A 20090-nucleotide genomic window follows, 5' to 3' on the forward strand; every position below is an offset into this window, starting at 1 on the left:
TCCAAAAAAATTAGGTTCAATTTTCTATAGAAGTCCAACTAACCTCATAGGCTCCGCCTACTCCTTGGTCCGGTCAAAACTTATTTCGTATCTAAATCATAGAGATGCAATTAGATTATTGTTTATATGAGGTAACTATGGATGCACAATTGATTCAGGCAATCATTGTTCCGCTGAGCGTTTTCACAGTTTTTTACCTGTTAGGCAAATCTAAAAGATTTGCTTTAACTAATGAACAGAAAGAAACAACTCTTTCGCCCGAACAAGAAAAGCTCTACTCAAAATATATGTTAACATTTACGGCGGTCTATATTTTGGCTATCGCATGTGTCACGGTCGTTATGCAGTTTCTATTTAACCATTTTGCTAACCTATACAATCATTTCTTCTACTCGACTGCAGACGCAACGCTAAAGATGCCGACAACTGTATTCCTTCTTCCAGCACTGTTTTTAGGATTCATTGCCCCAACGCCTTTGTTGAAGCACTATTCAGTTAGATTTCTTGGCAACGAAACTTATCAACTGTTTAATAACTACGCCAGCAAGAAAACTATGTTTAACACAAGTGCCGTCGAACCCTATTATAAATGGATGATTCTTATATGTTTTTCTTTTTATGCATTATCACTAAATGCCACTTCATCAATTCAAAACCGACAAATACATATTAAGGGCTTTCTTCCTACTACTTCTAAAAAATATTCTGTCGACGACATCAAGAAAGTGACTCAGGCAACCTCATTGAAGGCGCCAAACGGTAATATTGTTACACGAATGAACTATAGAATTGAGTTTAAAGACGGATACCAATGGGATCTCGACGATGACCAAGAGACAAGAGCGTTTCTGCAATTGGTGATTGATAGAACAAACATATCAGTTACAAAAACAGATTTGATGCAGTAGATAACGATTGATAGCGTTGCTTATTACCCAATCTGCACCGATAGCTAATTCAGCAAATGCAAATCCCGTTCTCACATGGTCTTTTACTGCTTTTGGAACCAGCCTAATTCCTTCCGGCACACGCGAATTAAAAACCAAATCCCAAATATGCAAACAGCCACAACTGAAAACCAAGAAAAGAAATCTTTCTCCCCTGTTTGAAAGTAATGATTTATAGATACGTAGGTAATCAACATTATCATTGCTATGCCCGAAACAATTCCAACCGGATATATTACTTTACTCACTGTATTATTGGAGTTGTTCACTTAGTTGCACTCTTTCTCTATTTGCTTTAACTGGCTGTTCCCATTTTTAATCGATAATAATCCGTTGAAATACGCTACCATAAAATTTTTTATCGTGAGTTTCAGAGCAAATATAAAAAGAATTTGTGACAAACATTGACATGTCAATGCTCACTTTAGATGTGATGAATGCCATTTGATAGAACAACATCTTCCTACGCGCCAGTACGTTGCCGAATCGTGCTTCGCAATCATCACGATGTCCATTCACTCCATCTCGTAATTATCGAAAAAATGGAGATCGCACACCAGAAACACAAACAAACTAATCCAAAGCTGAGGTAAGAAATAGCAAAACGTCGTTTCGCAGCGGATACATTTGGAAGCGGTGGAGTGCGTATTAAACGAACGATATGCCTGAACAAGGCCAGACCATCACCCCGGAAATATCACTCCTATCGCCGCAACTATTAATTCAGAATACACGATCATCCTTCAACTATTGACCTATTCCAAGCTCAAGTCCAATCCCAACTGATGTTCCCGAAACTGCGCCCGCACCTATCTATCTTAATAGTTCTTAAAGGATTAAGTCTTATTCCTACTTTTAAAAGCTTTAATACTCAAAGACAATGGATAGGCTAATTCAGCAACAATCACTAATATTAAGAACTCTAGAGCCCAAGGCCCACAATAGTCCGGCATTTCCCCGAACACAGTGAAACACCCTTCGCGTTTGTACTGGGCTATCTGAGCCAGCGTCATTACAACTAGTACGACCGCTAAAAAAATCTCAGAGCCTTTTACTGATTTAGTTTCTTCACTAGTCACAAATCACCTTTTTAGCCCCACTGCCTATAGATCTTCCCGAGAATCCAGCTGCCCAGTCTGAATAGTTTTTGGGAGGATTTCCAGTTCTCTCACCCGTCAATCCCGATGCTAATCCGCTCAGAAAACTGACTCCAAGTCTCGTACATTGAGCCGGATTGCTCAAGCAAATGTTAATCGCAATAACCGAAACGGCTGGAGTCATGGCAGCAGCGCCCGCAGCGGCAGCGGTTCCAACAGCAGCATTTAAAATTACCGAATCTTGTGCCCCGACTTGTTCAGGAGTTATTTGAATTTCGCTAAGGAATTGATCTCTAAGAGTTCCTCCGCAATTTCCATCCAGACACATCATGCTTTGTCCCGGGGGACGTAAACCACTTGGGTCTACGAAATTTACCGGGTCCTGGAAAGTGTAGCCATAAAAGTTAGTATCCCCGCCATTAAACCCAATCGGGTCTTTCGAAGTCCAACGACCAACTATTGGATCATAATCTCGAGCGCCGAAACGCAATAAACTAGTGTCGCTATCGCTAAGCCCTCCCGCAAAACCAAACGGAAGGTAGGAGCTGCGTTTACCATCAAGGGACACGCCAAACTCATCATAACTTAAGGTCTCAACAATTTTTCCCGTTGAAGACTCTACGATTGCTTTGGGTGTTCCTACTTGATTGGAAATAACTCTATATTCTTTTCCACCAGTGACGACGTAATCGGGAATATTTATTTTTGATCCATAAACGAAACGGCGGATGATATTGCCAGCGCCGTCTGTTTCTGCGGTGATTTGATATTGAGTTTGATAGATGAATCCTTGAACTGGTTTGCCGTTTCTTCTTCTCAAGTACTTTCCAAACTCAGACAAAGGATAAGTTCAGCCTACCTTCTTCCACCAAACCACCCTAAGCCAATTCGGCATGCTCCAATGCCAATGAAAATACATACGCCCACAAACGCAGTCATCCCGAAAATTGTTTTTTTCGAAACGACCTGTCCTTGCTCCAGGGCTTTCCACACGACCCAGACAAAGCAAAGCGCTATGATTGGGGTACAGATAAAAAGAGCAATTGGTCCACCAACTCTACATATTTGAACATACAAATCGTTATTAGACATTCACCCAACTCCTTACTACTATGGGCAGCTTTTCTTACCAATACCTTTCGCGACCTCAGCGGCGGTGACTCCTAGAGGTGGAGAGTTGGTGAACGGGATTTTAAAAATTTATATTTTAACCTTCTCGACATCATAAATACGTTCCTTCAGAAGATTCTCGAGCAACACTACACATTTATAGGATTGAGTTGTATCTAATTTCTCAAGCCGCTCAATGATATCAGAATCAACATTGATCGGTTTCAATGCTTTCGTCACATGGAAAGAGAAACCATCCTGGAAAAAAATTCTAAACCCCGTCCCAAAAATGTCCTCTTCCAACTTTACCACTTCAGAGTACTTGTAAGTTCTTTTTACCTTTTTTGTTGAAACCTCAATGTCGAGGTCTCTTAGAACGATTGATGCAGGCGAGCAGAAAACAATCACCGCATAAAGTAATGCAAGCACCATGCAGATAGCACAAAACGCAATTAATCCCCATCTTATTTCGCCTGAAAGGATTGTAAACAAAACAAATCCAAAAAATACTAAGTTGAGAAAGACAACTATTAGTGTGTTCTTTAAATGAGGTTTGGTACTAAGTTGAATAAACATTTTTTATTATAATTGATAATAATCCATTGAAATAGTCTTTAGAACTAATCATTCAGGTTTTTGCAGCCGCTATCTTAAATATTTTAAGCTTACTTTTATTCTTTCGTAGTTCCATTGTAAATATATGATCGTCCAACAAAAACCAGTGAACTGGCGCATACAATTGTGAGCAGTTGAGTCTCTATTTCACCGCCCAACGAGGGTTTAGAAAGTTTCACAAAGTATGTGTCGCTTACGAATTAGCTGTTTTTGGTAATTAATAAATAAATCAAAAAAATACACAAAAAAGGCATACCTAACGAAGAGACACCAAAGTAGGACATTAAGAACAAACGCATGCCCTTCGAAACTTTGTTTCCTTCATTTCTATACGCTACCATAAAATTTTTTATCGTGGGTTTAAGACCAAATATAAAAAGAACAATGAAAGCAACGCATGCTATGTTTTCAAATTTCGTCATACTCAGACTTTCTCATCATTGGCACATGAGAGCACCATTTTCTACTCCAAACCCTACTCCGCCACCTACTAAGGCCGAGCTAAACATAGCGCTTCGAGCTGCGGCAGATACCCCAATTGAGTTTCCAATTACACTTGTATTAAAAAACGCGAAGTTCCCGGCACCTAATCCAACAGCACCACCTATAGCTCCTGCGGCACCCGCCAAAAAGAATGCACCTGTATTAAATTGCCCACCCGTAGCAAGCTGTGTAACTCCGTTTCCAGCCATGCCCATAAAGGCACCTGATGAGATGACGCCCAAAGCTGTTCCTCCGGTCAAAGCACTCAATCCCACTGTAGCTGCACCTGTAACGGCACCTATCCCGGCTGCTGTTAAAATTTGGTTTATGTTTCCGTCCGGAAGATATGCAGAAGCGCCACTGGTGATTGCGCCTACCACGAGACCAATACACCAAGGGCAGTTCCCGCTAGGGTCTACTAAATTAATCGGATCATTCAACACATATCCATACAAATTTGTATCGCCACTGCCAAAGCCGATCGGATCTTTGCCCAGCCATCTCCCGATCTCCGGATCATAATGACTATCTCAAGCGCGCGAACTGCTGAGCAATTTTTTCGCTATCGCAATTTCAGAGGGGAGTGGATAATTTTTTAAATCTAATCATCTGCAACTTGTGACTGAATTTCGAGATGTTTTTGAATTTTTGGCCATGCAACGGCCTTCAATTCTTTCAAAAGCTTCCAAAGCTCCTGATTTCAGGAACTCACCACTGTGGCCATCATCACGGTTTGTGAGATGCGAAAACGTTCTGCCGAATTTATTCCCCAAAGTAGGTAGTCACAACGGGCGTCACAAGCCAGTCACAATTGAAAATCACAGTTTTCAAAAAAATAAGACCTTGGTGCTTCTGAAGACTTAGCCAAACTCGTGACTACTTCCGACTTTCTCACACCTATAGGTTAAGGAGAATACTTCTATTTTTATTGTCTCGAGGTTTCAATTGCCTACCGAACTTGGCGATTGGACGTCTTTTAAACGAAGAAAGTTTGGGGGGGTCTCAGCGACAGCACCACCTCTTATAGGACCAAGACCACTAAAGGTAAAAGAAAATGAGGGATTTAATACAGTAATTCCATCTGCATTATTGCTAATCCTCATCTCTCCTGCCGGGCACCAGCAATACGCTCTTCCCACTGAGAGCTCATCACAATCTCTGACTTCAAGTACGTCAACAGTGTAAATAGGAATTTCGCCGTGATCAGTGTTTATCTTTAGTGGATGATTATTACTACCAAGAATACGAATCCGTGCCCAGCCTTCATTTTCCAAACGAAGGCTAAGAAAATCAAAGGACTCAAAGCGCCAAATAAAATTCCAGTAAGGTCGCCTCTCATCATCTCCCTCTGAGTCATCGTACTTGCGTCGCAGGTCATGTAAATGCTGAAATTTAAGTGCTGCCATCACCGAAAGATGAACTTCTTTTACGACATTATGCTGACCTTCAAGTAACTTCGTCTGTTCACGCGATAAGTGATCGCTAATGCGATATATCTCTAGCGTGAGCCAAATACTATAGAAGCCCAAAAGGGTTCCAATAACAGTCAAAACAGCTGCCAACCAAGGTTCCATAAGAAATTTTATACTGATCAGAAAGAGCACTGCTGTTGCGATAAATGCTATTGCCAGAAAAGGCCGCGCTAACTTTACCAATATTACAGAAAGATTTTTATCTAAATTATTTTCCAACTCATCTTCCTTTCTGGGCATGCAGGTATCCATGGCAACATAGAACCTTTGAAAATCAGGTCCCTTTTGGAAAAATCTCCTGTGCAAGAATCGCGGGCGGCCCCAGACCCGGAGGGGGTCTGAGGCTGAATTTCGAGAACTTTTTGAATTTTTGGTCGCTGCTTGGCCCCTATATGTCTTCAGTTCTTAATACAACGAAGTCACTTAACGAGTTACAAAGAGCACAACCAAATCGATCAATCCAATCAACAAAAACAATCTAAATCGAAACTTAACTTTCGATGATGCCACCGAAAGTTGAATGCTACTTTCTCCACCTTTGACAGAACTACTTTGCTTACGAAGGCTCTTCGCCTCAAATACAGCTGGAATCAGTAGAGCAAACAAGACCACCGTTATAATTAGAAGAAAAATATATATGAAATTCATTCTCGGTCCTTTCGCATCTTAAGGGCATTTTATCGCGTTTGTACTAGGAAGAACAATTGGCGAGTACGGATTTTGATTCTTTGTGTAATCGCCAGCATCCTTTTTAAAGTTATTGTACTCATCAATAATCATGCTAACACCGGCAAGCGCCGCAGTACCACCGATTACCGCACCGATTGCCCCAAGCGGGTTTGCAGGAGCAGTAACGACTGCAGCTGCCCCAAAAGTAAACAATAGACCGCCGCTAAAAAGATTTCTAACGTTCACATCCCTCCAAGTTGTTCCCTCTGGATCAATGAAATTTACCGGATCTTGCAAAACGTATCCATAGAGATTCGTATCGCCACCTCTAAACAGTATTGGATCTTTAGAAGTCCATCTACCAGTCTCCGGATCATAATCGCGAGCTCCGAAACGCAATAAACCTGTGTCGCTATCGCTAAGCCCTCCAGCAAAACCAAATGGAAGGTATGAACTGCGTTTACCATCAAGGGACACACCAAACTCATCATAACTTAAAGTCTCAACAATTTTTCCCGTTGAAGACTCTACGATTGCTTTGGGTGTTCCTACTTGGTTGGAAATAACTCGATATTCTTTTCCGCCAGTGACGACGTAATCGGGAATATTTATCTTTGAGCCATAAACGAAACGGCGGATGATATTGCCAGCGCCGTCTGTTTCTGCGGCGATTTGATATTGAGTTTGATAGATGAATCCTTGAACTAGTTGGCCGTTTATTTTTTTACCGATTCTTCTATTCTGACCATCGATGACATATTCGATGATACGGCCATCCGGAAGAACAACCTTTCGCAGATTTCCTAGAGTGTCATAGTCATATGTCGTTACTAACGGAGCACTTGCCGGTCCTTGGAACTCTTCTTTTTTTAATAAGTTGCCAGCATCGGAATAAGAGAATTTGAAACGTCCGTAAGATAACAATCGGTCTTGTTCATCATATTGACCGTTTATAACCGTGTTACCTGATTTGAAAGCAATTCTATTTCCATTCTCGTCGTATTCGTATGCGCGGACCACGCCATTTTGGGTGGCGCGCACAAGTCTTCCATTAGTGTCATATTCATAGGTAATCGCGGTTCCATTGGAATTTTCTGAGACGATACGCCCAATAGCATCTCGATTAAGATTAGTGACCAAAATGTTTTTCTTGTTTGCGGTCACTGTTTCAGCTGTGACTAGATAATCATTGTACTGGGTCTTTGTGTTAACTACGCCGAGAGCAGAAGATTCTATCCGACCAGACTTATCTATGACGTACCTTAAGGAACCCACCCCCACTAATAAACCATCTAGATCATACTTGAAACCTGTACTGAAAAGCTTTCCATCCTTACCCGCTACTTCGAGCGCAGCCAAGCTTGCATCAGGATTATACTTGTATTTTAAAGTGTGGATGACTTCACCTTGAGTCCATACTACTTCCGGAAGTTTCCATATATAAGAATATGAAGTTCTTACCCCGTCAGAGGTTTGTAGACTTCCTACTAGATCTGTAGGTTTCTTGTCTGGATTGACGGCATAAGAAATATCTGTTGATCCATGACTGTGTTCTACCTTCACTAAACGACTGTCGTTAACTCCAAATTTATAAACGACAGCAGTTTTACCACCTTGAATAATTTGTGAAACTCGATCTTCGGAGTCATAGCGAATTTCTGTACTTGTATCGCCAGCTGTTGCAACTAAAGGTGCTAAATAAGTAACAGGTAAGCCATTCTGATTGAAAGAAAACGTGTGCGTTGGCTTTGAAGGAGGTTTAATTCCTGTCAAATTCCCTTCAAGGTCGTAGCTAAAACTGACAAAACTTCCATTAGGATAGGTTGCTTTTGAAACTCTCTTCACGCTGTCATATTCAAATAAATATTGAAGTCCCAACGGATCAATTACTTTATTCAGATCGCCGTTAGCTCCATACTCGAACTTTGTGTTCTTGCCGCCAGCAGTGACTTGAATCAGCCGACCCTTTTGATCGTAAGAATACGTTTGCGTGATACTGCCGCTAGAACTGTTTAAAATATCCCCGAAATTATTGTATGTACGGGTCGCAAATCTAGCTTCTGGAGTTTGGATGCCCGTTAACACCTCATCCGGCTTCATGTGAACTAGAAAACGATAGGTTTTTTTCGCATCGTTTTGGTGAACAATATTGTACTGAAGAATCCCGTTATTATACGTACTTGTTTGCTTTCTAGTGATATTAATCGATCCTGCTTTAAACGAATAAGACCGAAGATATTTACTCTCAACTCTCCATCTAGGATCGTCAGCGTGGACCATTTCAGTTTTTCCGCCGTAGATGTCCCAAACATGAGTATCCTTTTCTGCAGTTCTATTTAACACACTGGACATTGCACCATATTCAGTATGAACATTTCGATGAGTCCCGTAATTGGCGCCAGCAATTTCGTAGCGACGCTGAAGACCTGAATTTGTGGTAGCATAAGCATTCATTATTTTATCTTTAGACGTAGAAGTAATCTCGATATACCGGCCGTCACTACGAATATCTTTTTGAAGATTCCCTTCCTTGTCGTAAACAAATGTCGTTACTTTTCCAAGTGGCTTTTTAAACGTCGCAAGCCTGTAATTTGAATCATAGGTCATTTCATAAGTCGCGCCGTTAGGCAGTCGAACAAGGACTAGTTTTCCCGATTCATTTTTTACGAAGATAGTTTTCACATCATTCGGAGAAATGATTTCCCCTTTTGTATAGTCTGTTCGCCAAACTTTCCCGTATGCATCAGTAATATCAACGTAATCGCCTTTATAAGATACATTGAACAATTTTTTATGACTGTAGGCTGATTTGGTATAGCGCAGATCTCCATCACTATCGTACTCACTATAATTACTTGCCGAAGGGTTCAAAAGAAGGACACTGCCGTCACTCTCTGCTTTCGGGGTAAAATTTAGAACCTGTTTGTCGCCGTTACCATAGTAGATTGTCTTGGTTTTCCAGCTGTAGTACGAGTGAATCGACAGCCACCATCCTCCCACAAAGCTCTTACTTATGTCGGGATCCAAACCTTTTCGAATTCTATCCGAATATCTTTCACTGATATAGATAAGTGAAAATGGAGCATCTGCTATAGGAATTTCTTCCGTGAAAGACATAGTCTCCATGTTCAATGTCGAAAACCCGGGAATCTTAGTACTTCCTACGCCCGGAAGACAGATGCCAGGCTCATTCGACGACATAGGTAAAGGCAGATTTGGATCCACAGGTGCCGGAGTTGGTTGCGGCTGTGGAGTGGGATTTGTACCGCCTACTTTATCTAACTTAAGCTCCAACGGCAAATCTTGCTCTGTTTGAGGAGCATAGAAGATATATACATGCGCCCCTGCTGGAATGGTTTCAATATTGGACCATCCAAGAGAAGATTTGATGCTTGCTTGAACTGGAACTCCACATTGATTGATGTAATCAAATGCAAAGTAAAAATAATCGGGTCTAATTCTTTGAATATTAACATTTCCTAAATATACACAGCTAACGGCGTTTCCCAGCGCCGCTGGACGGGGATAACGTCTACATTCCTTGGGGAAATTATAGCAATCACTATCCGTAGGTGGAGGCAGCTGATCGAACGGTGATAAGCTGAGCGTTCCAGCATTAGAACCAATGGAATAGAAAACCGTAAGTAGAAGGGCGGACAAAAACCATCTCATTAAACGCTCCGATAAAACTTTGTTTTAAAACAAAACTGTTCGATGTTTAATGAATATAAACAAAAAAGAATTTTTTACAGCTATTTGATCCCTGGAAAATGATTTGAATCACAACAGAAATAGAAAAAGAAAAGGGGCCGTGAAGCCCCTTGTTTTCTTTATGAGAAAAGTCGTTTGAAGAATCCCGAGATCTTTTGTCCCAAGGATTTTTGTGCAACCACGGCTGGCGTTTTCTTGCCCTGGTGGTGCTGATGAGGACCTTTGCGGTGCTCATGCTTTTTGTGCTCTGGACGCTTACCATGTTGTGGCTTGCGTGGTCCGTCGTGTTTTTTATGTTCAGGACGAGGTCCGCGGTTTTGACCGCCTTGAGCTGACTTGTGTTGATCACGTTCACCACGCTCAGGACGAGGTCCTTTGTCATGACGGCGTTGTTCACCATCACGGCGTGGACGATTCGGTCCGCCACCGCTGCGACGTTCTCCGCCGCCTTGTCTTTCGCCACGCTCTCCGCGAGGTCCACGAGCTCGATCCAAAGATTTTGGATAGTGACCTTCATGATGTCTTGGCATCGGCTTGAACTCTTGAATCAATTGATCATTTTCAAGATATCCAACCTCGATTTTGTGCTTCAAATATTCTTCAATACGCGCCAAAGACTCGATGTCTTTATCACCGACCAAAGAATATGCATGACCTGTTGTCCCCGCGCGGCCCGTACGACCGATACGGTGAACGTAAGACTCACTGTCCATCGGAAGTTCGTAGTTGATCACAAGGTCGACACCTTTGATATCCAAACCACGAGCCGCCACGTCAGTAGCCACGAGGATGTTCATGTTGTTTTCTGCTTTAAACTGCTCAATCACGCGGTTGCGCTGCGCTTGAGTCAGAAGGCTTGAAATCGCCATTGCAGGAACACCATTATCCACCAAGAACTTCGCAATCTTTTCTACACTGAGCTTAAAGTTCGTGAAGATGATCGCTTGTTTTGGATTGTTCACTTTTAACAAAGATAAAAGATGCTGAGGTTTTTCATCACTGCCCACATGGAAGATCTGATCTTTCACGTTTTCCGCTTTGGCTTGATCACGGCTGATGTTGATTTCAACAGGCTCTGAACCAAACTGGTAAGCCGTGTTTAAAACATCAAAGTTCAAAGTCGCACTGAAGACTAGGAACTGACGCTCACGAGGCACACGTTGCAAAATGTACTTCATGTCGTCTTTAAAACCCATGTCGAACATACGATCAGCTTCATCGAACACGATCGCGCGAACTTGTTTCAAGTCCACCAAGTGTTCTTTGTAAAGATCGATCAAACGACCTGGCGTTGCGACGATGAATTCTACGCCGTTTTTCAAAGCATCTTTTTGCTTGTCGTAACCCGTCCCACCGTAAATCGCAAAACCCTTAAGGCCTGAGTGCTCGCCCAGCTTAAGGATGTTATCCTGAACCTGTTCAGCCAACTCGCGTGTCGGTACCAAAACTAAAACGAAGTTCTGAGGTTTCCAGTCTTTGAAAGCGCGCTTTTCGATCACAGCTTTTTGTTCTTCTGTGACATCACCTGCAGCCGGGCGCGCTCTTAAAATGCGCTCCATAAGAGGAATAACAAAAGCGGCCGTTTTACCTGTACCTGTTTGAGCAAGACCAGCAACGTCTTTGCCTTCTAAGATCACGGGGATAGCTTGCGACTGGACGGGAGTGCAATCCTCATAGTTCATACTATGGATTGCCGAATACAATTGAGAATCTAAATTCAATTCTGAGAATTTCAAATTTTACTACTCCGATCTGAAACCCCAAAGTACTGACAGCAAAGGGAAAAGTCAAAGAGGCGGCTTAAAAGCCGCCCACAAACAGGCGCAAAGCCTCGCTAAAAGCCTGAGGTTGATCTGAGTGGACCCAGTGGCCCGCATTCGGGATTTCGACGCCCTTAATCAAGCGGTTGCTAGCCAACATCTTCTGATAGTTTTCATGGCTGAGCTCTTTGGAATTGGCCCCGCGAACCAAAAGTGTCGGAACCTCTAAGGCCTCAACTTCATTCCAGCGGTCATCACCCCGACCTAAGCGGACCGAGTCGATGATGCCTTGCTTTGAAAAGCGCCAGTCCACAAGACCGTTCGGCTTTTCTTCCATGTTGGCGTAAAAATAATTGGCCATGACCTGCACGTTTTCACGGGTCTTTGCGGTTTTAATGAACTCCCCAAAAAAATACTCTTTGGCTTGTTCGCGATTCGCAAAAGGCGCCGGGACTAAATTCAATAAATATTCGTAATACTCATGGGCCTTCGGGTTGCCTTCGGGCCCGATATCTTCAATCACCAGACGTTCCACGTAATCTGGAAAGCGGGTGGCAAAGTTTAAAACATTACGGCCGCCCATGGAGTGCCCGACCAGGATGAACTTTTCCCACCCCAGCTCGTCGACAATCATTTTCAAGTCGTCCGCATAGTCTTCGGGAGCATAACCAGAACCTGGCTGAAATGAGCGGCCATGCCCGCGTTGATCATAGGCCAAGCACCGTTCCGTACCCTCAATGCCAGAAATGATCTTGCGCCAGTTTTGCCCGTAACCCATCAGGCCGTGCACGAAAACCCAGCGTCTTCCGTTTTCAGGGCCGTAAATGTGATGATAAAAATTGTTGAGATAAGACATCCTTTTCCTATACCCCGAGGCCCTTGGGCATTCAAGCCTCCCTTAATTATTTCAAGGACTTAAGTTCCACAGCCTTTGTTGCGAGTTTTTGTTATTCCAATTTGAATTTTGATGCGAAGGGGTATAGATTCAGCGTCAATGATGCCCCAAAAAAGACCCCAGCTCCATGAGGACTGGATTGATTCGTATGCTTTAAGAATTGTGCGCAACCTGCAGGATGCTGGCTTTGAGACTTACCTGGTCGGCGGCTGCGTGCGTGATTTGCTTGTGGGCATTCATCCAAAAGACTTTGATATCGCGACCAGCGCTCTTCCCAATCAAGTTCGTAAAAAAGTACCGAATGCCTATGTCATCGGACGCCGTTTCAAACTTGTTCTGGTTAAGCGGGGCGATCACCAGTTTGAAGTCGCGACTTTCCGTCGCAACGTCACAGCCGAAGAAATTTCGACTGGAGACGATTCGGTTGAGGGCGATAATTATTTCGGAACCTCCGAAGAGGATGCGCAACGCCGCGACTTTACCTGCAATGCCGTTTTCTATGATCCCGTTCAACACAAACTGATCGATCATTGCGGCGGACTTCAAGATATCCAAGATCGCGTTCTGCGCATGATCGGCGATCCGAAAGGTCGCTTGATTGAAGATCCGATTCGCATTTTGCGCGCGATCCGTCTTTCTCATAAATTGCATTTTTCTATTGAGTCCTCGATGCGTGCTGCGATTGCCGAATGCAGTCCGGAATTGAAAAAATCCGTTCTGCCTCGCCGTCGTGAAGAGTGGTTGAAGTTCTTGCGTCTTAAAGAGCCGCACTTGGCCTTCATGGAACTTTTCGATTTGCACATCCTAGAGCAAATTCTTCCGGGCCTGAACTCTGTCTTCATGGATCCGCACCAAATGGAAATCTTTGAAATCCATTTAGCGCGCATGAATTCAGCGGGCATTAACAAAGATGATTCCACCGAATTGTTCGCGGCTTTCATGATGGCATTTATGAAGGCGAAGTACGGGGAAGAGCCTTGGAACCACGATGAAATCTTGAATGATCCAAAGCTTGCTTACTTCATGCGAGAGGAAATGGGCATCTTCAAACAAGAGGGCGCCATTTTCTTTAAAGCTTTGCACATCATGCAGGGTCTTCATCGCATCGAAAACTATTCGCGCAAAGGTGAAAGAAGACAGATGGCTTTCGTTCACAACGAAGGTTTCGGTCTGGCGATGAAACTGGCATTTATGGATTACTCTTTGTCGGCTTCGCAAATGCACTATTGGTTGCAGCAAGTGGAAAAGTACCGTGGCGGAATGCCGGTGAAGGCTTCTTCCGAGGAATCCCATCATTAATTTCTCAAATTAAAACGTGTTGTTTCGTTTTTAGCTCTGAAACTTGCTGAGCGTAAACTCCCATATGATAATAGTACTGTCTCGCCATTGACCGGGTCTCAAACAGAGACTGGGTTTAATTAGGGAAGGTTTTAGCGATGGGGCAGGAAAAAAAGAACACGTTCTTGATCGTCAGCGGAGATAAAACGCGCATCCAGCGTTGCACCGATATTCTAACCCGCAATTTTCCAAACTGCACAGTCTTTCACGGATCCGAGTGGTTTGAGACCAAGTACAAATTGGACAACGTTCATCCCAAGGCCATTCTGATAGATGAGTATCTCCCTAAAGGTTCGGGTTTTGATATCGTCAGCAAGATTTTAAAAGAAAAAAATAATGACGACATTTCTATTGTCATCATGTCCTACGTAGCAGATCACGATATCTTCCATCACGAAGTGAGCTCAGGCCGTATTCAGTTCTTAACGGAACCGGATCGTGAACAAGCCGTGATTGATTGTATTTCAAAAATCGTGTCTCCGAAAAAACAAGAAGACCCGCAACAGCAATATGAACTGAAGCAGTTGCAACCAGGTGAGGTGCTTTTCAAAGAAGGCGATCGCACCGAACTGGCTTACATCGTGAAAAAAGGCAGCTTGCGCGCTTATTGCCTGGATAACGAAGGCGATCGCATCATGCTGGGTGAAATCATGGCCGGAGAATTTGTCGGAGAAATGGGTCACTTCAACCAAGATCCACGCTCAGCCACAGTAGAAGCCATCACTGAAGTAGAGCTTATTGCTATTCCTAACAGCGCCATTGAAAATGTGATCTTCACGCGCCCTTCATGGGCTAAGGCGTTGGTGAAAACACTTTCTCAGCGTCTTAAGAAAGCCAATAAAGCTCTAACGGGTTAATCACGGAAGCAATTCAAAACTTCTCGAAGGCGGGGCATCGTCTTTGAATTTAATTAAGCGCAGCCGCGGAACCTGCACATTCTCTTTTAGTTTTGTTACTTTGATAGTGCCGAAACGCCCTTCGACTTTCAGGCCATCAATACTTTCTAAAAAGTCCGTTATGGTTAAATTTCTTTCTGGCGTACGAATGCTTGTCGCGAAGTTTGTGGCGTGAATATAGAACTCTCCGCCCACGTTCATTAGATCAAATGTTTTTTGCAGGGATGTATGAAGATCGTGAGTGTAAGAAACGACTCCGAAAACATCCGTCACTAAATCTGCTTTTTTCCACTGAGAAGTATTCTGAGATTCAAAAGCCCCTTCACGTATTTGCAATTTCCCGTCAAACTTTGGCGGCGAAAACCAGCGATCCAGTTTGAAGGCCACCGCTGTAGCGGAAGCAGCGGAAGAAGAGTTAGAAAACGATTTCAGATAATCGATCTGAGCGTTGGCTTTGCCCGCGCCTAGGTCCACCCAATGCTGACTGGGTGTGAGTCGACTTAAACTGACCGAAAAATCTTTGTGTAACATGTACTTGTATTCCCAGAGATCCCGACTGGTTGCGAATTTATTCTTTTCAACTCGTGTGGTGATCACCCACGCGGCATCTTCGAAAACGGAGGAGCACGTGACGTTGGCCCATGTGGGTGTCGCCATGATCGAAAGTGCCAAGACTATGATTGAAGAGCGCAACTGTCTCAAAATGATACTCCCAAAGATATACATTTATATGATGCAAAATCCGCGCGCGTCCGCACCGAGTTTACTAAGACCTTGCCTGTTCAAGCTTCGCGTCTGTGCCAATTTCCGTTGCTTTCAAAGAGTCTAAGCATTCCCTAGACACTCGCTACAGCTTATAAGCCTTGTGAGCAGGTCCACGGATTGCTTTAAGAATCTATGTTGAGGTGGATTATGGCTTTCCGGAACCACAAGTTTTTTTATGTGACCTTCATTTTACTTTTGTCGTTCATTTCTTCGGCGCAGGCCATGGATGAAGACACAAACCTATTGGTTTTTGAGGACAAACCAACCCGCGAGGCCGTGGTTGAAACTGAAAGCCTAGAGATCAAACTAGATCCTTCAGAAGTGAAGGAATCCGTTAAGGATTTTGATCGTGAGGCTTTCATTCGTGAAGCCCGCGACAACATGAATCGCGAACCTTCCAAAGAGCAAATTGAAATCTGGAATGGCCCCCGCAACGAAAATGATCTTGTGAAGGTTTTACAGCTGAATGATTCAGAAATTGCTTCATTCTTGGCAAAGAAGAATGCGTTTTTGAATAAGTTTGCAAAGTCTTTGGCCTTCTTCCGCATCTCTCCAGCAAAGATCAATAAAGCTCTTTTAGAGCTGAACAACCGTTTTTATGAAAGTTCACACACCGTTTCGCGCAGTAACGCGAAAATGGGAACAGTCATGTTTTCTCTTTCAGGTGGCTTGGCTTTACCTCGCAAAATGGTTGAAGCCATGAATAACCGCGGCTTGGGTGGCTACGTCCCTAAATCGGGGGGCTTCGTTTATCTTTTAGGTTTTGGTGCCTCTTTCGGAAGAAAAGTGGATGGCTCTGGTAAAGGTAAATTCGTCTTTGAACTTTTCATGGACGTTGAAAGATTGAAATCCACATTAACGGGCGTAGCTGAGGTTTCGGCCGCCGGCACTTATGGATTGGTCTTTGAACAACGTCCGGATAAATTTGCGACTCAGAAAAACAGCGTTACATACGGTGGCTTAACGGGTGTTTTCCGCCAAGGTCCGAACCAGTTTGGTTGGGCTGCTTCAACGGGAATGTCATTTCCTCCAGGTATTGGCGCCATCTTGGTTTTCCAAAATGAGGCGACACGTTTTTATCTTTTCCGCAGCGAAGGCCTAAAAGCCACCCTGCCTGCGCTAGCGATGGTGAAAACCAATGTGCTTTCTTATTTCAGAAATCTTCTGGGCGGAAAAAACCAGATTGTAAACTGCAGTCACGTCTTCTAATAAAAAAGGCACCTTCCGGTGCCTTGACCTATTTCAGTTTCTCCCAGAGATAAGTGTACTCTAAGGTGTTCCAAAGAATACTTTGTTCGATATTGGCGTTTCCGGCATGCCCGCCTTCCATATTTTCGTAATAGAAAATCGGATGACCCTGTTCGCGCATCTTAGCCACCATTTTTCTGGCATGGCCTGGATGCACGCGATCGTCTTTTGTACTGGTCATAAAAAAGACTTCCGGATACTTCGTTTCGGCATTCACTTTTTGATAAGGAGAATATTTTAAAATCGCTTCACGCATTTTGGGATCATCAGGATTTCCATATTCGTCCATCCAACTCGCACCGGCTAGAAGCTTGTGATAACGGAGCATATCTAAAAGTGGAACGCCCACGATCACCGCACTGTACAGATCAGGACGTTGGGTGAACGTCGCACCAGTTAAAAGGCCTCCGTTAGAGCGTCCCGAAATTCCTAAATGCTGTGGAGCCGTCACGCCGCGAGCAATCAAGTCCTCGGAAATAGCGATATTGTCTTCATAGACCTTATAACGATTTTCTTTTAAGACTGCTTTATGCCAAGCGGGACCGAATTCTCCTCCACCACGAAGATTTGTCAGAACATAAACGCCGCCACGCTCTAACCACACTTTGCCAATAGAACCTAGATACCCCGGTTGCATCGCAGCTTCGAAGCCACCATAACCATACTGAAGTGTCGGGTTCTTTCCATCTAACTTGATATTTTCTTTGGCCACCATGAAATACGGAATTTTGGTTCCGTCTTTGCTTGTCGCCAAATGACGAGTGATTTTCAATCCTTGAGGATTAAATCTTTCTGGAGACTTTTTAATAAGTTCTAATTTATTCTGGGGATCCGCCGCATTTCCCACGAAGGTTGAAAAAGGCGTTAAGAAATCTACGTACTGAGCCAGATAAGTATCACTTTCATCTTCTGTTGAAGTGACGTAAGCCATCCCATTTCCGCCGAGCTCGACATTTTCAAGCTTCCACTTTTCGCCCTCAAATGACGCCTTCACGATTTTGGAAAGCACGTTATCAATCGTGTACAGGAAAAGGTAATTCTTTGAAGAAGACACTCCTTGCAGGAAACGAGTCTGTGTCGGAGCAAATATAAGTTGCAAGAACTTATGCGCGTTTTTACCCAAACCGACTTTATCCACGGGTAAAGCCACCAGGCTTCCCTCTTTAAACCCGCCTAGATCGGAACGTAATAGATATAAGAACTGATTTTTAAAGACGCCATTAAATTCCGCATCGTGAGGCATCGGAATTTCCACTCGACTTCCATCAGGAAGTTCGTACCAATCCACACCTTCGTAAAATCCCACACGTTTTGTAAAGAAAGTGTAGGTCCCTTCCGGCGTGAACTGAGTGTACCCATAGACCGACATGTCTTCTTTCACACCTTCGATCTTTGTTTTGGCTTCACTTAAAGAAGTCCCACGTTTCCATTCTTTGACAATACGAGGATACCCAGAATTCGTCATAGAATCGGGACCAAAATTAGTTCCTACTAAAACGGTTTTTTCATCCTTCCAAGAGACATCACTTTTTTCTTCGGGAAGCTCGAAGCCCCCTTTGATGAATTGCTTTGTCTTCATGTCAAACTCACGAACAACAACCGCGTCCTTACCGCCTCGAGATAAATACACTAAAGCTCTGTCATGATGAGGCGGTAATGTGGAAGCGCCCTTCCAAACCCAATTTTCGCCATCTTTTTTAGCCAGCGCATCGACATCTATAATCACGTCCCACTTGGGTTGTGCGGTTTTGTAGCTTTCAAGAGTTGTTTTTCTCCAAAGGCCGCGGACGTGCTTTTCGTCTTGCCAGAAGTTATAAAGTTCGCCGTTCTTAAGGCTGACGCCTGGAACGCGATCCTTCGCCAGAAGAATTTTGCGAATATCATTTTCTAAAGTTTTGAACAGAGGATTTTTTTTGAAATGATCTAGAGTTTTTTTATTCTCTTCTTTGGCGAACTGCAAAGCCTTTGGGCCTTCGACTTCTTCTAACCAAAGATACTTGTCTTCTGCTTCGTAGGGCTTCGCCATTTCTTTTTGCATGGTATTGGTTTTACAAGCCACTAGAAGAAAGGGCAATAGCAGAATGGATTTCGATAATGTCATATCAAGACTCCCTTGTTTCCGAGAGTCTTGATATTAAAAGGAAGCCGTCCGACGGTCTACAATTATCGGCTCAGCTCTGCCATGGAATCTGTGATCCAAGTTTGATAAGCATCAACCCGAGTGAACACGGAAAAGAGCATGCACTTTGGAGTTAAGAATCCAGGCAATGAGTCACCACGACTAGCTACGCCCCACACATGCAAACGTCCGTTGATCTCAAGGTAAGCAGGCCCGCCAGAGTCTCCGCTGCAAATACCTTTGCGCACGGACTGACCCAACATCGCTTCCGTGCGAGAATATTGGGCCTTATCAATTTTTAATTCGGTTGTTCTTAAAGTTCCGGCGCCACGCTTAAGCGCAATGGTCCAGCTTAAACCATAACCAGCAACAATAGTTTTTGTGCCGTTATAAAGATGTCCACCATCAAACAAGATCGGTGCAGGAACAAATCCTGGAGCTGCTTCGCCTTCAAAGCGAATTAATGCAAGATCTGCCATATCCGCTTCTTTCATTTCTTCTGTATAGTCAGGGTGAACAATCGCTCCTGTGACGCGACGAAGTTGATCTTGAGAAGCCTTTTTCATTTCTTGCGCGAAGAAGACAACAAGGTCCTTGGCTTTCGGGTCCACACAGTGCGCAGCAGTCAGGACTAAATTCTTAGCAACAAGAGTTCCTGAGCAAATATATCCCAATTTTGCTTCGTAAATTCCTACAGTGCTACGACCGATAGCGGTGTTCGCTTCGACTTTATCGCCACCTACAATAGCTGTGTCAGGAGATTGGATCGTTGAAATATCATTCTGTGGAGCACATGCAGTGAGCGCCAAGAATGAAAGAGAAATAAGAAATGTCTTGTTCATAAAAAACCTCATTCGTTTTGATGAAGCCTTTTTAGCCGATCTGAATTTCAGAAACCACGCTATTGGTTGACACTTTTGTGGGAAATCTGTCGGAAACACCCCGTTTTTAGCCCAAAAGATGAA

13 protein-coding genes and 1 pseudogene are annotated in these 20090 nt (G+C 43.5%); 4 read left to right on the top strand and 10 right to left on the bottom strand.

Annotated features, from left to right (window positions below; genetic code table 11):
* The first annotated feature begins 137 nt into the window (after positions 1–137).
* Positions 138–908 carry a hypothetical protein gene (locus ACLWBD_RS15445; protein WP_413568874.1) on the top strand — a complete coding sequence of 257 codons (771 nt, stop codon included), beginning with the start codon at positions 138–140 and terminating at the stop codon, positions 906–908.
* Between the two features lie 1110 nt (positions 909–2018).
* Here ACLWBD_RS15445 and ACLWBD_RS15450 read toward each other — a convergent pair.
* From ACLWBD_RS15450 to ACLWBD_RS15480, 7 genes and pseudogenes are all read right to left on the bottom strand, one after another.
* On the bottom strand, positions 2019–2864 hold the full coding sequence (locus ACLWBD_RS15450) for an RHS repeat-associated core domain-containing protein (RefSeq protein WP_413568876.1): 846 nt from the start codon (positions 2862–2864) through the stop codon (positions 2019–2021).
* A gap of 380 nt (positions 2865–3244) precedes the next feature.
* Positions 3245–3730 (bottom strand): hypothetical protein, encoded by a 486-nt coding sequence (locus ACLWBD_RS15455; protein ID WP_413568877.1) that lies wholly within the window; start codon positions 3728–3730, stop codon positions 3245–3247.
* Positions 3731–4206: 476 nt separating this feature from the next.
* Positions 4207–4764: pseudogene (locus tag ACLWBD_RS15460) on the bottom strand (RHS repeat-associated core domain-containing protein); the annotation flags it as partial.
* A 429-nt stretch (positions 4765–5193) separates the two neighbouring features.
* Positions 5194–5943 (bottom strand): hypothetical protein, encoded by a 750-nt coding sequence (locus ACLWBD_RS15465; RefSeq protein ID WP_413568878.1) that lies wholly within the window; start codon positions 5941–5943, stop codon positions 5194–5196.
* Between the two features lie 447 nt (positions 5944–6390).
* Positions 6391–10065, bottom strand: coding sequence for an RHS repeat domain-containing protein (locus ACLWBD_RS15470; protein WP_413568880.1), 3675 nt, complete (start codon positions 10063–10065; stop codon positions 6391–6393).
* 158 nt (positions 10066–10223) lie between these two features.
* Positions 10224–11840: a DEAD/DEAH box helicase gene (locus ACLWBD_RS15475; protein WP_413568882.1), complete on the bottom strand. Its 1617-nt coding sequence runs from the start codon at positions 11838–11840 to the stop codon at positions 10224–10226.
* Between the two features lie 64 nt (positions 11841–11904).
* Positions 11905–12720, bottom strand: coding sequence for an alpha/beta fold hydrolase (locus ACLWBD_RS15480; RefSeq protein ID WP_413568884.1), 816 nt, complete (start codon positions 12718–12720; stop codon positions 11905–11907).
* A gap of 138 nt (positions 12721–12858) precedes the next feature.
* Between ACLWBD_RS15480 and ACLWBD_RS15485 the strand changes: the two genes are divergently transcribed.
* Both ACLWBD_RS15485 and ACLWBD_RS15490 read left to right on the top strand, forming a co-directional pair.
* The gene (locus ACLWBD_RS15485) at positions 12859–14058 is read left to right on the top strand and encodes a poly(A) polymerase (RefSeq protein WP_413568886.1); all 1200 of its coding nucleotides are present in this window, start codon (positions 12859–12861) and stop codon (positions 14056–14058) included.
* 137 nt (positions 14059–14195) lie between these two features.
* A complete protein-coding gene (locus tag ACLWBD_RS15490; protein ID WP_413568887.1) occupies positions 14196–14954 on the top strand; it encodes a cyclic nucleotide-binding domain-containing protein in 759 nt (252 codons plus the stop codon).
* On the opposite strand, the gene ACLWBD_RS15495 is transcribed toward ACLWBD_RS15490, so the two are convergent.
* The gene (locus tag ACLWBD_RS15495) at positions 14955–15695 is read right to left on the bottom strand and encodes a hypothetical protein (protein WP_413568889.1); all 741 of its coding nucleotides are present in this window, start codon (positions 15693–15695) and stop codon (positions 14955–14957) included. It lies immediately after the preceding gene.
* Positions 15696–15905: 210 nt separating this feature from the next.
* Between ACLWBD_RS15495 and ACLWBD_RS15500 the strand changes: the two genes are divergently transcribed.
* The gene (locus tag ACLWBD_RS15500; RefSeq protein WP_063205254.1) at positions 15906–16967 is read left to right on the top strand and encodes a hypothetical protein; all 1062 of its coding nucleotides are present in this window, start codon (positions 15906–15908) and stop codon (positions 16965–16967) included.
* A 28-nt stretch (positions 16968–16995) separates the two neighbouring features.
* Here the strand turns inward: ACLWBD_RS15500 and ACLWBD_RS15505 are convergent, their stop codons facing one another.
* Together ACLWBD_RS15505 and ACLWBD_RS15510 are read right to left on the bottom strand one after the other, a co-directional pair.
* On the bottom strand, positions 16996–19107 hold the full coding sequence (locus tag ACLWBD_RS15505; protein ID WP_413568891.1) for a prolyl oligopeptidase family serine peptidase: 2112 nt from the start codon (positions 19105–19107) through the stop codon (positions 16996–16998).
* Between the two features lie 62 nt (positions 19108–19169).
* The gene (locus tag ACLWBD_RS15510; protein ID WP_063205256.1) at positions 19170–19967 is read right to left on the bottom strand and encodes a S1 family peptidase; all 798 of its coding nucleotides are present in this window, start codon (positions 19965–19967) and stop codon (positions 19170–19172) included.
* Between the last annotated feature and the right edge of the window lie 123 nt (positions 19968–20090).

Source organism: Bdellovibrio sp. HCB117 (assembly GCF_047305915.1).
Lineage (GTDB): Bacteria > Bdellovibrionota > Bdellovibrionia > Bdellovibrionales > Bdellovibrionaceae > Bdellovibrio > Bdellovibrio bacteriovorus_B.